The sequence below is a fragment of the Salinivibrio sp. VGrn1 genome, from assembly GCF_009377995.1.
Taxonomy (GTDB): domain Bacteria; phylum Pseudomonadota; class Gammaproteobacteria; order Enterobacterales; family Vibrionaceae; genus Salinivibrio; species Salinivibrio siamensis.
Map to the genome: position 1 here is coordinate 158444 of NZ_SATA01000001.1, position 14177 is coordinate 172620.

14 protein-coding genes are annotated in these 14177 nt (G+C 49.4%); 11 read left to right on the top strand and 3 right to left on the bottom strand.

Annotated features, from left to right (window positions below; translation table 11 throughout):
- Window positions 1–74: 74 nt before the first annotated feature.
- Window positions 75–1709: an acyl-CoA synthetase gene (locus EHW56_RS00725; protein ID WP_152795288.1), complete on the top strand. Its 1635-nt coding sequence runs from the start codon at window positions 75–77 to the stop codon at window positions 1707–1709.
- A gap of 42 nt (window positions 1710–1751) precedes the next feature.
- Here EHW56_RS00725 and EHW56_RS00730 read toward each other — a convergent pair whose 3' ends face one another.
- The gene (locus EHW56_RS00730; protein WP_152795286.1) at window positions 1752–2225 is read right to left on the bottom strand and encodes a peroxiredoxin; all 474 of its coding nucleotides are present in this window, start codon (window positions 2223–2225) and stop codon (window positions 1752–1754) included.
- Window positions 2226–2518: 293 nt separating this feature from the next.
- Between EHW56_RS00730 and EHW56_RS00735 the strand changes: the two genes are divergently transcribed.
- The 4 genes from EHW56_RS00735 (at window position 2519) to EHW56_RS00750 (ending at window position 7083) form a co-directional block, all read left to right on the top strand.
- Window positions 2519–3760 carry an outer membrane protein transport protein gene (locus EHW56_RS00735; protein WP_172969936.1) on the top strand — a complete coding sequence of 414 codons (1242 nt, stop codon included), beginning with the start codon at window positions 2519–2521 and terminating at the stop codon, window positions 3758–3760.
- Window positions 3761–3773: 13 nt separating this feature from the next.
- Complete coding sequence (locus tag EHW56_RS00740; protein WP_152795369.1) at window positions 3774–6215, top strand: VolA/Pla-1 family phospholipase; 2442 nt, start codon at window positions 3774–3776, stop codon at window positions 6213–6215.
- A gap of 182 nt (window positions 6216–6397) precedes the next feature.
- Window positions 6398–6760: a DOPA 4,5-dioxygenase family protein gene (locus tag EHW56_RS00745; protein WP_152795285.1), complete on the top strand. Its 363-nt coding sequence runs from the start codon at window positions 6398–6400 to the stop codon at window positions 6758–6760.
- A complete protein-coding gene (locus EHW56_RS00750) occupies window positions 6757–7083 on the top strand; it encodes a DUF4144 family protein (RefSeq protein ID WP_152795283.1) in 327 nt (108 codons plus the stop codon). The genes EHW56_RS00745 and EHW56_RS00750 overlap by 4 nt, the downstream gene beginning before the upstream one ends.
- Here the strand turns inward: EHW56_RS00750 and EHW56_RS00755 are convergent.
- Complete coding sequence (locus EHW56_RS00755; protein WP_152795281.1) at window positions 7080–7859, bottom strand: TerC family protein; 780 nt, start codon at window positions 7857–7859, stop codon at window positions 7080–7082. The two genes, EHW56_RS00750 and EHW56_RS00755, sit on opposite strands and share 4 nt — an antisense overlap.
- Window positions 7860–8100: 241 nt before the next feature.
- Here EHW56_RS00755 and EHW56_RS00760 point away from each other — a divergent pair, with 241 nt between their 5' ends.
- The 5 genes from EHW56_RS00760 (at window position 8101) to EHW56_RS00780 (ending at window position 11905) form a co-directional block, all read left to right on the top strand.
- The gene (locus tag EHW56_RS00760) at window positions 8101–8634 is read left to right on the top strand and encodes a lipocalin family protein (RefSeq protein ID WP_370517135.1); all 534 of its coding nucleotides are present in this window, start codon (window positions 8101–8103) and stop codon (window positions 8632–8634) included.
- Between the two features lie 12 nt (window positions 8635–8646).
- Window positions 8647–8940, top strand: a complete 294-nt coding sequence (locus EHW56_RS00765; RefSeq protein WP_077577859.1) for a hypothetical protein — start codon at window positions 8647–8649, stop codon at window positions 8938–8940.
- A gap of 72 nt (window positions 8941–9012) precedes the next feature.
- Window positions 9013–9723, top strand: coding sequence for a DUF4336 domain-containing protein (locus tag EHW56_RS00770; protein ID WP_172969937.1), 711 nt, complete (start codon window positions 9013–9015; stop codon window positions 9721–9723).
- Window positions 9724–9739: 16 nt separating this feature from the next.
- A complete protein-coding gene (locus EHW56_RS00775; RefSeq protein WP_152795277.1) occupies window positions 9740–10171 on the top strand; it encodes a VOC family protein in 432 nt (143 codons plus the stop codon).
- A gap of 72 nt (window positions 10172–10243) precedes the next feature.
- On the top strand, window positions 10244–11905 hold the full coding sequence (locus EHW56_RS00780) for an acyl-CoA dehydrogenase family protein (RefSeq protein ID WP_152795275.1): 1662 nt from the start codon (window positions 10244–10246) through the stop codon (window positions 11903–11905).
- Between the two features lie 60 nt (window positions 11906–11965).
- Here the strand turns inward: EHW56_RS00780 and punC are convergent, their stop codons facing one another.
- Window positions 11966–13171, bottom strand: a complete 1206-nt coding sequence (gene punC, locus EHW56_RS00785) for a purine nucleoside transporter PunC (RefSeq protein ID WP_152795273.1) — start codon at window positions 13169–13171, stop codon at window positions 11966–11968.
- A gap of 106 nt (window positions 13172–13277) precedes the next feature.
- Between punC and punR the strand changes: the two genes are divergently transcribed.
- On the top strand, window positions 13278–14177 hold the full coding sequence (punR, locus tag EHW56_RS00790; RefSeq protein ID WP_152795271.1) for a DNA-binding transcriptional activator PunR: 900 nt from the start codon (window positions 13278–13280) through the stop codon (window positions 14175–14177).

Genomic DNA, 14177 nt, shown 5'->3' on the forward strand with positions numbered 1-14177 from the left:
AAGTTGTATAGCGTAAGCTTGATGACATGCTAGGTTGATCTAGTTATCTAGACAAGGTCAGCAAGGAGCGCGTTATGTCAGCCAGCAACATCTATGAGCTTGGCTTGGACAAAAGTTCAGCCAATCATCAAATACTCAGCCCACTTTCTTTCCTCGAGCGAGCCGCTAGCGTCTATCCAGATTATCCGGCTAGCGTTCATGGTCATCTATGTTGGAGTTGGCAGCAAGTGGATCAGCGATGTCGCCAATTTGCCTCGGCATTAAGCCAGGCCGGCATTGGATTGGGTGATACGGTATCGGTGATGGCCCCCAATCTGCCCGAAGTCTTTGAGTTGCATTTTAGCGTGCCGATGACAGGTGCCGTTCTCAATACCATTAATACCCGGCTAGAAGCGGAAACCGTCGCATTTATTCTCGAACACGCGGAAAGCAAAGTCTTTATCGTCGACAAGGAGATGACAGCAGTCGCAAAGCGGGCATTAAAAATGATCAAACACCGTCCACTGGTGATTGCGATTGATGATCCGCTCTATCCACATGGCGAATGTATCAGTGAAATTACGTACGAGACTTTTTTAGCACAAGGAGATTGTGATTATCAGTACGCATTGCCAGACGATGAATGGCAAGCTATTTCACTCAATTACACCTCAGGCACGACCGGCAATCCAAAAGGGGTGGTCTATCATCATCGTGGCGCCCATCTGAATGCGGTGAGCAATGTGTTGTCTTGGAATATGGATGCGCACCCTGTGTATCTTTGGACGCTACCGATGTTCCATTGCAATGGTTGGTGTTTTCCATGGACGGTGGCTGCAACGGCGGGGGTGAGTATCAGCCTACGGCATGTGCGGGCAGAGCCTATCTTTGATGCGATAAAAACCCATAAAGTGACCCATTTCTGTGGTGCGCCGATTGTGCTGAACATGATGAATAACGCAGATCCGGCGCTAAAAGCTGAGATTCACCATACGGTTAAAGCAATGACCGCAGGGGCGGCACCACCGGCTTCTGTCATTGAAGGGATGGAAGCGATGGGGATTGAAGTGACCCACGTTTACGGTCTCACTGAAACCTACGGCCCTTGTGTGGTGTGTGAATGGCAACACCACTGGGATCAACTCTCGCAACAAGATAAAGCACGGATGAAAGCGCGCCAAGGTGTACGGGCCCCAATGCAAGGTGGACTGATGGTTGCCGATCCGGTGACGTTTAAACCGGTGGCAAAAGATGGTGGCACGCTGGGTGAGATTTTTGTTCGCGGTAACATTGTCATGAAAGGCTACCTAAAGAACCCGAGCGCGACGGAAGATGCCATGAGTAACGGCTGGTTTCGCACTGGCGACTTAGCGGTATGGCATGCCGATAATTACATCGAAATCAAGGACAGACTCAAAGACATTATCATTAGTGGTGGGGAGAACATTTCCAGTATCGAAGTGGAAGACGTCCTGTACCGACACCCTGATATTGAAGAAGTGGCGGTGATTGCGATGCCCGATGAAAAGTGGGGTGAGGTCCCCTGTGCGTTTGTCAAAACGACCGAAGCATCAGCCGTGACCGAAGCCGAAATTATTGCTTTTTGTCGAGAACAAATGGCGCACTTCAAGGCACCGAAAAAGGTGATCTTTACCGCGCTCCCGAAAACATCGACGGGCAAAGTGCAAAAGTATGTACTTCGTCGTAAAGTCAATGAGAAGTCAGTGTAAATAACGAAGCGGTGGCGAGAAAACGCCACCGCCAGCTAACCGCTACAGCAGGGCGAGAACCGCCTCGGCACTGGAGACGTCAAAGCTTTTTGGTGCTTCAACGTTCAAATGCGTGACGATGCCATTATCAATCACCATCGCATAACGCTGCGAGCGAATGCCCCCAAACTTACCTGAGTCCATTTCCAAGCCCAGCGCTTGGGTAAAGCTGCCATCACCGTCAGCCAGCATATGAATCTGATTGGCGTTTTGTGCTTCGCCCCACGCCTGCATCACAAAGGCATCGTTGACGGAGACGCAAGCAATCATATCGACGCCTTTTGCTTTAATCTCATCCGCTTTCACCACAAAGCCCGGTAAGTGTGACTCTGAACAGGTCGGGGTAAAGGCACCCGGCACCGCGAACAGCACAACCTTCTTGTTGGAGAAAAGGGCAGGGATATCGTGGGTTTGCATTCCTTCAGCAGTGAGTTCGCTGAGTGTGGATATGGGTAAGGGTTGTCCTTGCTCAATCATGGTGGCTCCTTGTTAAGTCATAGCAAAAAAGCACAATCTACCACGACAGTGTACGCTTAACGCTTTGATAAAAATACCGACAATAACTACGGTTTTTTCGCAATTTTGCCTGCAAAGCCGCCACTTTTTGGCTGAACTGGTCTTACCAATTAAGTTCTCCTTTATCTCACACTTCGGCCCTCTATAATCCGCCCTCTTTAACACCTTGTTGTAATCGACTGATTTGACAAGGTGTTTACCAATAATTAACATCTGTAACTCAATATTAAAACAAGACCTCGGAGGTCTGACTAGTGAACAAGAAGCAGTATTCTCTCATTGCGCTCAGCGTATTTGCAGCAACCCAAGCCTACGGTGCTGGGTTTCAAGTATCCGAGCAATCAGCGTCAGGGCTAGGACGCGCTTTTGCAGGTGACGCCGCGGTTGCTGACAATGCCGCGGTATTGGCACGTAACCCTGCGGCCATGATGCGATTTGACCGCGCCCAATTATCTGGTGCATTGACCCTGATTGATCCCGATGTCGATGTAAAAGATCGCACCAACAATGAATATGCCAAAGATGTGGCGCCAATGAAGGTCGTGCCAGCGGGCTTTTATGTCAGTCCTCAAGAGGGAAAATGGACGTGGGGGATTGGTCTCTTCACCACCTATGGTATTGCGACCGATTATCCTGATGATATTCAAGCAGGCGACTTGGCCGGCGACACCGATTTGCTCTCAACTAACTTAAACCCGGCGATTGCATATCAAGTTACCCCTGAATTAAGCCTCGGTGCGGGCGTCAACCTCACCTATGCTAAAGCAACACTGACTCGCCATAAGGGACCTTTGGACCCGACCAGTCCATCCGAAAAATTGCTGGGTCTAAAAGGTGAAACCTTTGGGTACGGTTGGAATCTTGGAGCGTTGTATGAAATCAATGAAAATCACCGTTTTGGTGTTGGTTATCGCTCCAAGGTGGATCTCGATTTTGATGACGGCACATTTGAAGATGGGACCTTTGATGGCAACAACGGTATGTTTGCTAACGCAGCGTCGGTTAAAGGACGCCTCGAGCTATCTTTGCCCTCTTACTGGGAAGTTTCGGGCTTTCACCAACTGACCGATGCGTTTGCCGTCCACTATAGCTATCAACACACCAATTGGAGCAGCTTTACTGAGCTGCGCGCCACATCTGATGAATGTACTGACAATAACGTGTGTTTTGTTAAAGACGAGTCGTACAAAGATAACGATCGTTGGTCAATCGGCTCGACGTATCAGTTTAATCAACACTGGACGGGCCGCCTTGGCTTTGCCTATGACGAACAAGCCGGTGAAGCCACGCTGAGTATCCCAGACGCTGACCGTTATTGGTATGCCACAGGTTTGACCTACCAATACGATAACGATCTCAGCATTGATGCCGGCTTTGCCATCGTGCGTAGCCGTGATGGCTCATTCACAGAACAAAATGCGCTGAAACAAAACCTCGAGTTTGATTCTAACGGAACCGCTTACATCAGCTCTGTGCAGCTTAATTACCAGTTCTAACCGGGATATCATGATGCTTAAAACACAGTTAAAATTGTCAGTCTTGGCAACTGCGATCATCTTGGCTGGGTGTGGCGATGAAAATGCCAGTGATACCAACACACCTCAATTTGAAAGTTATATTCAAACCGCCATTGATCGACCCACTTCGGTCGACTTCACCTTGGTGGATGCTAAACCGACTATGCCTGTTCCTACCTTTTTGCTGATGGACAGTGAAGATGGGACGCTAAAAATACCCACGGAAGGTGACAACGCGCTTACCAACCCAAAGGCTGCCATGAATACCATGGATGGTTGGTCAACCTCGATGCCTTTGGTATTTAATTTCCGTGGCGCGGGCCTTAATTCAGGGCTTGTAAGTAATGGGGTTTATCTCATTGAACTGACCGAATCAATGACGGGAACACCTAACGTTAAAGCCGTGCTCCAACAAGGTACCGACTTTCAAGTACTGAGCGATGCGGCCAGCGATACACTGACGGTGTTACCTATTGCGGATCTCAATGCCAGCAGTGAGTACATTATTGCTCTAACCGATGATATTCAGGATGTAAACGGCGATCCGATTGGCATGCCATCGAGCTATGCGGGATTAAAATCCCAGACTGTCACTTATGAGGACTCGCTACTTGAAGCACCAGAAGCGGTGATTCAGGGAGTTGAAAAACTGGTAGCTGCCGCACAAGGTGTTGAACCGACCAAAATCGTCTACTCCACCTGGTTTTCAACCCAATCGGTGGGTGACAGCTTAAACTACACCAAGCTAGCGACGGCAAATGGCTTAACTGCAGGGAACCTTGCTGCTGTGTGGAAAGCGGGCGCCAACCCCAATAATGCTGATTTATCGGATGCCTACACCATCGATATTACCGGCACTCAGGATTACGATACGGCATTGGACGCCGATGCCCAGTTTACCAAGTACTTCGATCCCAATGATGCCGATAATATTAAGGCGAAGCTTAAGGCAGCGTTTAACGGCGTCAATGTTAATGTGAGCAAAGGTACCATCAAGCTACCTTACTATCTGGAAACGGATAGCAATTGGAACAGTCAGCCGTTTGAGTCAGCTACCCCTAGCTTGGTCAAGGTACTGAATGCGCTGCAAGACCCTGAACAGCAGGCGACCATCACCGCTCAGTTGACAGGCGCGGGTGTCAACGTCGCTGTGTTAACGGGTAACGATAAATCACAGATCGTCAACGAGCTGTTCAAGCTGGCAGGTGTGACGCTAACCAAAGCTGACGGTAGTCAATTAGACCCTGAGCGGATTATTACCCGTTATAGCCCTGTGCCGCAGATAAAATCGGTGCAAGAGGTACCTTTCTTGCTGTTTACGCCAGCAACGGTTGATAGCGATACCCAACTCACGGTTTATCAGCACGGGATTACCTCGGCAAAAGAAAATGCCTACTTCTTTGCGCCTAACTTTGCCAATGCAAATCAAGCCATTATGGCGATTGATTTGCCGCTTCATGGTCAGCGTAGCTTGGATGCGAAGCGTTCTGCTAACGTGGATGTGACAGCGTACCTGAACCTTAGTAACTTGGCCGTGGCGCGTGACAATGTGCGCCAAAGTGAGTTGGATGTAATGGGTTTGCGGGCAGGTTTGACTCGCACCCAATTGGCGGGGGGATTCGCGGGGACGCCATTAGCGACGATATCGTCTTTTGCTACTTCGGCACCACGCCTACTAGGTCATTCGCTGGGCGGTATTGTTGGTACCACTGCGTTTGCGGCGGCAAACCGTGACAATGCGGCGACAGGTGTTGGCCCATACTATGATTTCTCTGCGCTAAGCGTGGCGAATTCTGGGGGACAAATTGCCAACTTGCTCCTCGGGTCGGACTCGTTTGGTCCTTTGATTAAGCACAGTGTTGCGTTTAAAGGCAGTACCGCTTATCAGACCTTTGCCGGTGACAATTGCACGCTCGATAATAGCGCAGAAAACAATGTGATCTGCTACCAGACATTCGAGGCAACCGGCTCAGCAAGTGCAAGTGCCGAGGTTCAGGGTGTGATTCAGCAATTTAGCTATGCGGCCCAAACCTTACTCGATACTGTCGACCCATATACAAATGCTGCCTACATTGATGGTAATACGACATCAATTTATATGCAGCAAGTTGATAGTGATGACACGGTACCGAACGACGTCGCCTACACGGTTCCGGGCATTGTTGATAATTTCGCTGGTTCTGAGCCATTAGCGAGAAAGTTCCTTGGTAAAGGACCTAGCGAAGCAGTGGATACGGGTTCGCCTGTGCAGGCAGGGAGCAGTTCTTTTGTCACCTTTAAAGGGGAAAACGCGAGCCATAGCACCTTCATCTTCCCGCAATCGGAGGCAGTTGCTGAGCAAGCCGTGCACGCTGAAATGATCCGTCAAGCGGTTGAGTTTGGTGCTTCGGGTACCATCAATGCCGGGGGCATTAATGACTCAGTGGTAAACTAAGTGACCGTAACGGAATAACAGTATCTTTCAAAAGCGGCCTCGGCCGCTTTTTCTTATTATCCTTTTGTTAGGCAGCGTTGATTAGCGCCATGATTGAATAGCCACACCTTTGGTCACTATTTCTTTGCCTTGGTTTCACGTAAACTATTCTCAATTCCATCTTGTTGAATCGAATGATGCTTATGTCTTCTTTACACGCTTTTCCCAATGTTCATCAGGCTTACCACGCCCATGTTTACTATGAGGCCGATACCGAAGCGCAGGCGGATATTATCTATCAAGCAGCCGCTGCATCGTCACTGCCGATCGATCTTGGCCGCTTTCATCGCAAATGTGTCGGCCCACATCCAAAGAGGAGTTTTCAGATCGCCTTTGACAAAGCCGCGTTCGATGAGGTGATGGCGTGGCTTGAGGCGCACCGGGGTAATTTAACCGTGTTTTTGCATGGCGTGACGGGTGATGACTACATTGATCATACTGATCACGTCGGTTGGATGGGTTCGTCTGTTGAACTCAATTTGGCCATGTTTAAGCCCAAGCAATGAATGCGTTTCTTGAATATCCAGCGCTCCTGATTTGGCACGGCGATGACGAACTATCGTACGCGCCAGACTCGGCGTCGCTTGAAGCACTGAGTGAAAACGTGATCACAGAAGACGATCGGCTGGTGGATAGCCAAGGCGTTTGCTGGCTAAGCCAAGATGGCGGTCAGCACTGGCAGTCGAGTGGGCAAATCATGCCACTTGATCAGCTTGTGGGGCGTGTCCAAGCGCACTATGCGCAGCTGGGTCAATGCTGTGTGGGAAAAATCCAGTTTAAAGATAGGGCCGCCGCCATCAAAAGTGTGGCGACGGCCCCTGAGAATTAACGGCTGTCAGCAATCCGACGTGACACTTTCAACGAAAAGTGCGGACGAATACGCTTGATGTTCAAGCGCTGCTTGTTGCGCAATCGAATGTGGCAGAGCTCAAGTATCAAACCAAATGCCATCGCAACGTACACGTAGCCTTTGTTGATATGAATGCCAGCACCTTCGGCCATCAGCAGCAAGCCCAATAGCACCAAGAACAGCAAGGCCAAGGTTTTAAACCCAGGATAACGGCTGACCAGATTATTCACGGGTTCGGCCGCGATCATCATAATGATGGCGGCGGTTACAATGGCGGCGACCATCACAGGTACATCTTGGGTGAGACCGACCGCAGTGATCACTGAGTCCATCGAGAACACCGCATCTACTGCAACGATTTGCAGCAAAATTACTGCCATGCCGGTGCGAACTTGTGTCGAGTGGCTCACGGGTTCGCCATGGCCCAACCATGCCCACAGCTCTTTGGTACTTTTTAGCAGCAAAAAGCCACCACCAAACAGCATGATAAGGTCTTTACCGGTAACCGGTTCCGTACCAATCGTAAACAGTGGCGCGGTCAACGACATGACCCAAGCGATGGAGAACAACAAGCCAATCCGGCTGATCACGGCAAGACCAATACCCAAGGTACGCGCGAAGCGGCGTTTCTCTTTGGGGAGACGCTCACACAATACAGAAATAAAGACTAAGTTATCAACACCCAATACCACTTCAAGGGTCAGAAGGGTAAAAAAGACCACCCAAGTTTGGGGTTCCATAAAGAGTGTTAACATACGATTACCTCCTCGTTAAAGGAAGCGGGGGAGGGCATAACACGACATCGGTCGCTGTCCATGGATTGTGATTACCTCTGTGACTAAAGATCGCTTATATAAGCACCGGTTTGGCGCATTGGCAAGCAGAAAAACAGCGAGTTGACCAAAAATTGACAAAGCATGTAAACGATCAAACTTGTTGTTGAGTAAGACTCATCATGTTGGATTTAAAGAGGGAATAACAATGAAAAGACGCTGGATGATTGGGTTATTGTCCTTAATGTTAACTGGGTGTCTAGGCATGCCAAAACAGGTTACACCCGTAACAAACTTTGAGCTTAACCGCTATTTAGGCACTTGGTATGAAGTGGCGCGACTGGATCACTCTTTTGAGCGGGGTTTATCGGATGTCACCGCAACATACAGCTTACGTGAAGACGGCGGCGTCAAAGTGATTAATCGTGGCTACAGCCTTGAAGAGGGTCAATGGCAAGAAGCCGAAGGCAAGGCATACTTCGTTGAAAGTGATAAAACAGGGTACCTGAAGGTTTCATTCTTTGGGCCTTTCTATGGATCGTATGTGGTGTTTGAGTTGGATGACAACTACCAATATGCCTTTATTTCGGGGCCTGACCACGATTACCTATGGCTGTTATCGCGCACGCCAACCGTCTCGGAGTCCGTGAAGGAGCAGTTTATTGCAGCGGCGAAACAGCGAGGCTTTGCCACCGAAGAGCTGATTTTTGTCGAGCACAGCCGCACGGACCCCAAACACAAGAAAACCCAGCAGTAGAAGAGAAGCATCATGCGAAAAACAGACAAGAAGTATGACAAAGCTATTCGAGAAGCACTGACTGACGTCTGTGAGTTAACAATGGAAAAGGTCGAGGGGTTTGAATGGCTCACGCATGAGGTGAATTATCAACGCTTTCCACAAAGCTTAACCGTGCGGCTGATGTTTAAAGACAGGCAAACGCTAGCTAGCTTTGAGCAAAGTGATGACTACCAGCGCGCACTGGATGATATGCAATCTCGCCTTGCAGCTGCAGGGGTCACACTGAAAAACATTACGCGCCATGTCCAGTTAGGCACTCTGTAAGGCTGTGATTATTCGCACACTTACCGGTTGGCTGACACGCTACAGTGTAAAGTCGGTCATTAGGAGAGTGCTGTGTATCAACTCGATACGTCAATTTGGATAGCTGATGGCGAGGCTGTTCCCTTTTTCACGCTGCCCTACACCACACGTATGGTGGTGGTGAGGCTTGCCGATCAGTCCCTATGGATTCACAGCCCGATAAAGCTCACTGGCGCACTGCGCAGTGAACTGGCGTCGTTAGGGGCCGTTCGCTATTTAATCGCCCCTAACCAGTTGCACCACCTCTACTTAGCCGAATGGGTTGAGGCCTTTCCCGAGGCGCAACTTATTGGCACCCAACAAGTGGCGAAAAAGCGAAAAGATTTACGATTTGATTATCAGTTTGAAGATCTGCTTGAGCCCGCTTGGCAAGATGACATTGTCCAGTGTTTGATTACAGGGTCTCCAGTGATGACAGAATGCGTGTTTTTTCATCGGCAAAGCCAAACGCTGATTGTGACTGATCTTATCGAAAATTTTCGTCCAGAGGCACTTCCACCTTTTAAACGCAAAATTGCCGAGTGGTCAGGTGTGACAGCCCCCAATGGTAAGACACCACTTGATTGGCGATTAAGCTTTTGGTTTCACAAAGACGAATTAGCAACACACATTCGCACCTTGATTCATTGGGCACCACAGCGTCTTGTCATGGCACATGGCGAAATCATTGATGAGGCGGTGCCCCATTTATTGCGCGCTTTTTCATGGTTAGGTAAAGACAAACTGACCGCCCCAACGGATTAAACCAAGGAGCAACGGTATGGAAGCACGAATTAGTATCATCACATTGGGGGTTGCAGATCTCTCTCACTCTTATGATTTCTATCGCCAGTTGGGATTTCCCACGCATAGTCATCCCGAAGAGGGGATTGTGTTTTTTAGTACGGCAGGCACACGCTTGGCGCTGTACCCCATTGATGCCTTGGCTGATGACATTAAACCTGGCACAGCTGTGGCGGAGACGGGTTTTGGTGGCATTACGTTGGCGCATAATACGCGGTCCAAAGAGGAAGTGGATGATGTGTTGGCGTTGGCAGAGCGATGTGGCGGTCGTATTGTTAAACCTGCACAAGACGTTTTTTGGGGAGGTTACAGCGGCTACTTTGCCGATCCGGATAACTACCTTTGGGAAGTGGCTTATGGCGATTGTTGGCAGTTTGATGATAACGGCAGCCTTGTCTTGGACTACTGACAGTCATAAAGGTGAACGCGTCGTCTACTTACATGATGACTTTCGATAAAGACATGGAGAGCGCAACAAGCTATGGAAAGCAAGAACCGTCAAACGGATACACATGTTGTTTTTAATCAACCAAAGCCGTTGGAAAATTATAATGCCTTCACTGCGGACCGTATTTTACAGTATTGGGTTACACAATTTGGCGGGCAATGGGGAAAAGACCGTTTAACGTCCTTTGGTGAACGTATTGGCGGCGACCTGTTAGAGGCGGGTATGGATACGAATCAGTTTCTGCCCACTTTCCGGCCTGTTGACCGCTTTGGCTATCGAATTGATCAGGTTGATTATCATCCTGCGTATCATCAACTCATGGCACATGCTATCGAGCATGGCCATTGCGCCATGCCTTGGTGTGAAAAAAACTCGGGGTGTCATGTGGTTCGTGCTGCCATGGCATTTCTTCACACCCATGCCGATCCGGGCTCTGGCTGTCCGCTCACCATGACATTTGCCAGCGTACCCGCATTACAAGCTCAAGCAGATATCGCAGAAAAATGGCTGCCTAAAATCGTGAGTGGTCGCTACGATGGACGTAACATTCCTTGGTTTGAGAAAGCGGGTGTCACTATCGGAATGGCAATGACCGAAAAGCAAGGAGGATCGGATGTGCGGGCTAATACAACCTATGCAACGCCTTGTGAAGCGCCCGGAGGAGGTAAACGTTATTCACTGGTGGGGCATAAATGGTTTTGTTCCGCCCCCATGAGTGATGCCTTTCTTGTTCTCGCACAAACTGACCACGGTTTGTCCTGCTTCCTGGTTCCACGTTGGCGAGAAGACGGGAGTAAAAACCCGATTCACATTCAGCGTCTGAAAGACAAGCTAGGAAACCAATCAAATGCCAGTTCGGAAATTGAGTTTCGTGATGCGCAGGGGTGGCTGTTAGGTGAGCCAGGAAAGGGGATTAAAACCATTATTCAAATGGTGGCATTAACGCGCTATGACTGCATGATAGGCTCTAGTGCTCTTATGGCACAAGCCACCAAAGAGGCCATTTGGCATACAGCAGGGCGTGAGGTATTCGGTAAACCTTTGCACCATCAGCCATTAATGCAAAATGTTTTGGCTGATCTGGCCTTAGAGTCAGAAGCCGCGCTCGCGATCTCCATGCGATTGGCTCGGGCGCTTGAACAACTGGATAACCCACATGAAGCCGCCTTGGTTAGGATTGGCACGGCTATTGGTAAATATTGGATTTGTAAGCGCGCAGTACAACATACCTATGAAGCGATGGAGTGCTTGGGTGGGGTGGGTTATGTAAACGAAAATGTCGCCAGTCGGCTTTATCGTGAGGCACCTGTTAACGCCATTTGGGAAGGATCGGGCAATGTGCAATGTTTGGATTTACTCCGAGTGCTGACTCGAGAGCCGGATACTGTATCGGTCTTCATTGCAGAATTACGCTGTGCGACAGGGGCGAATGACGCTTTTGATAGAGCGGTAGATCTGCTGGAACGACACCTAGGTAATGCTGAGATGCTAGCTTATCGTGCTCGCCAAGTGATAGAGAAAATGGCGATACTGTGGCAAGCTGCGACACTGTTGCGTTATGGAGCACAAGACATTGCCGAGTCCTTCGTGCAAGCTCGTGTCGAAACGTCAGAATATCATCAATATGGTACGCTCCCTTCGCACATTGATATGACCGCGATCATCTCGCGCGCGATGCCGCAGTCCAGCGGATAAGCAAAAGACCACTTAAAGGCGTCTGGAAAGACGCCTTTTTAGTCTCTAAACCCCGTTGCCTTACGCGGCTGCTAGCGTTTGCGCTTGACGGTTTGCATGCCAGACCAAGCCAAAGCCAATAATCACCACCGCACAGGTTGACAGCATCACCGTGGTGACGGCGATCAAGCCGGAGGCTGCAAACGCAGACACCACCGCGCTCGCCACGAAGCAGACCATCATTTGTAAGAAGTTCAACAGCCCCGCAGCGGTCGCGCTACAGGATTTGAAATCTTCCAAGGCGCGATTGACGACCAGTGGATAGATGGCACCGTTCGCCGCCGCGAGGAAACAGAACGGACCTAAAATTACCCAGATGTTGGTAACATCGGTACGCCAGCTGATCAAAAAGATAACCACGACACTGATAACAAACAGCTTAAGCAGCCAAGGCAAGATACTGTGATCTTTAAGCTTGTTGAGGGCATGGCGACAGGCGTAGCCACCGACGACAAAAGCAATGGTTTGTGGAATATAGCTCAGACCAATATCCGCTTCGGTATAACCCATGGCGGACATCACGAACGGTGATCCTGTCAGGTAAGCAAAAAATGCCGCGGAACAACCCGCGAAAATGAGCATATTACCGATGAATTTTTTTGATTTAAAAACTTGTTGGTAGTCACTTTTAAGTTTATCAATAATTTTAGTGTCTTGTACTGGCTTAGCTAAGCTTTCTTTTTCACGTAGAGTAAGTGCAACGAAAACAAGTCCTAGTGCAAATAAAACCACAAAAATACTGCGCCAATCAAAATGCTGGAGTAAGTAGGCACCTAATAATGGTGCTAGAGCTGGAGATAAGGCAACTAATGGCATGATAGTGGCGAACACTTTCTGACCCAGTTTACCCTCATAGCGATCAATGACCACCGCTTGCCAAATCACAATCGCGCTACATGCGCCCAATGCTTGAACAAGACGTGCACCGAGTAGCAGATAAATATTACTTGCGAAAAGGCATACGACAGTCGCGACAATATAAAGAAGCAAGCCGATCAATAGCGCAGGCTTACGGCCAACGCGGTCGGACAGCGGACCATAAACCAGTTGACCGCAAGCCATACCAAGCAAAAATATACTTAAGGTCAACCCAATATTTGCGGACGATGTAGCAAAATCGACTTGCATGGCTTCAAAAGCAGGCAGATACATATCAGTGGCTAAAAAGCCCAGCATACTTAGCCCTGCTAGCCAGAACAGAGTGATAAACGGCACTTGTTTGTTCATTTTTTATCTCTTGATGTAAAGAATAGTGTAACAAGCAGTTTATGACTAACAATCTATGCTGTGAAACGCTATGATTTGAACATTGCTTTCAAAAAAATTGATTTGAATGTTTTCTTACCAAGATTTTCAAGTGATTGACGTGGTCGCACGGCGAGGAAGCTTTTCCGCGGCGGCCGACGAGTTGCACAAAGTGCCGAGTGCGGTGAGCTACACGGTGCGCCAGATTGAAGACAAACTGGCGGTTACCCTGTTTGAGCGGCTTCATCGTCAGGTTCGGTTGACGGCGGCGGGGGAGTTTTTTGTCTCTCAATCGCGTGAGATGATTAAGAACATGGAAACTATTCGCCAGCAAACACAACGTGTGGCCAATGGTTGGACACAAAGTGTCGCCTTAGCGCTGGATAACGTCGTGCGCGAAGATAGCGTCAATACGCTGGTGCGGGATTTCTACGATGCGTTTCCTGATGTCGAGTTGTTGCTAACCATGGAAGTATTTAACGGCGTATGGGATGCGTTGGCGGATGATAGAGCCGATATTGCGATTGGTGCCACGGCTGCCGTGCCAGTGAGCGGCGCGTTTCGCTATCGGGAAATGGGCACCCTGCGTTGGCGGTTTGTGGTGAGCCCCTCGCATCCACTCGTCCAGTGTGCCCAGCCACTGGCTAATGATCAGCTCGCGCCGTATTCGGCTATCTGTTTGGAAGACACTTCGCGCCGTTTACCGCGCCGTACCACTTGGCTATTGGATAATCAGCGCCGCCTCACGGTACCGAATTGGCACAGTGCCATGCAATGTTTTAAGGCAGGGTTAGGCATTGGTGTGATGCCTTCACACATGGCAGAAGATGCGATTGCGAGAGGAGAGCTGGTGGAGCTTGCGCTTGAAGAGCCGCTATTAAGCAGTCCGTGCTGCATTGCATGGCGCTCGGATAAAGAATCACCACCGGTGCGCTGGCTGCTCGATTACTTAGGCGATAAAGAGCAGCTGCAGCACCAGTGGCTATAA

What these genes read in the sequence shown, in the direction of transcription:
- EHW56_RS00775 (WP_152795277.1), top strand. Translation starts at nt 9,740, where the DNA reads ATGGAAGCACGAATTAGTATCATCACATTGGGGGTTGCAGATCTCTCT.
- punR (WP_152795271.1), top strand. Translation starts at nt 13,278, where the DNA reads ATGTTTTCTTACCAAGATTTTCAAGTGATTGACGTGGTCGCACGGCGA.
- EHW56_RS00740 (WP_152795369.1), top strand. Translation starts at nt 3,774, where the DNA reads ATGCTTAAAACACAGTTAAAATTGTCAGTCTTGGCAACTGCGATCATC.
- EHW56_RS00765 (WP_077577859.1), top strand. Translation starts at nt 8,647, where the DNA reads ATGCGAAAAACAGACAAGAAGTATGACAAAGCTATTCGAGAAGCACTG.
- EHW56_RS00730 (WP_152795286.1), bottom strand. Translation starts at nt 2,225, where the DNA reads ATGATTGAGCAAGGACAACCCTTACCCATATCCACACTCAGCGAACTC.
- EHW56_RS00760 (WP_370517135.1), top strand. Translation starts at nt 8,101, where the DNA reads ATGATTGGGTTATTGTCCTTAATGTTAACTGGGTGTCTAGGCATGCCA.
- EHW56_RS00745 (WP_152795285.1), top strand. Translation starts at nt 6,398, where the DNA reads ATGTCTTCTTTACACGCTTTTCCCAATGTTCATCAGGCTTACCACGCC.
- EHW56_RS00725 (WP_152795288.1), top strand. Translation starts at nt 75, where the DNA reads ATGTCAGCCAGCAACATCTATGAGCTTGGCTTGGACAAAAGTTCAGCC.
- EHW56_RS00755 (WP_152795281.1), bottom strand. Translation starts at nt 7,859, where the DNA reads ATGTTAACACTCTTTATGGAACCCCAAACTTGGGTGGTCTTTTTTACC.
- punC (WP_152795273.1), bottom strand. Translation starts at nt 13,171, where the DNA reads ATGAACAAACAAGTGCCGTTTATCACTCTGTTCTGGCTAGCAGGGCTA.
- EHW56_RS00780 (WP_152795275.1), top strand. Translation starts at nt 10,244, where the DNA reads ATGGAAAGCAAGAACCGTCAAACGGATACACATGTTGTTTTTAATCAA.
- EHW56_RS00750 (WP_152795283.1), top strand. Translation starts at nt 6,757, where the DNA reads ATGAATGCGTTTCTTGAATATCCAGCGCTCCTGATTTGGCACGGCGAT.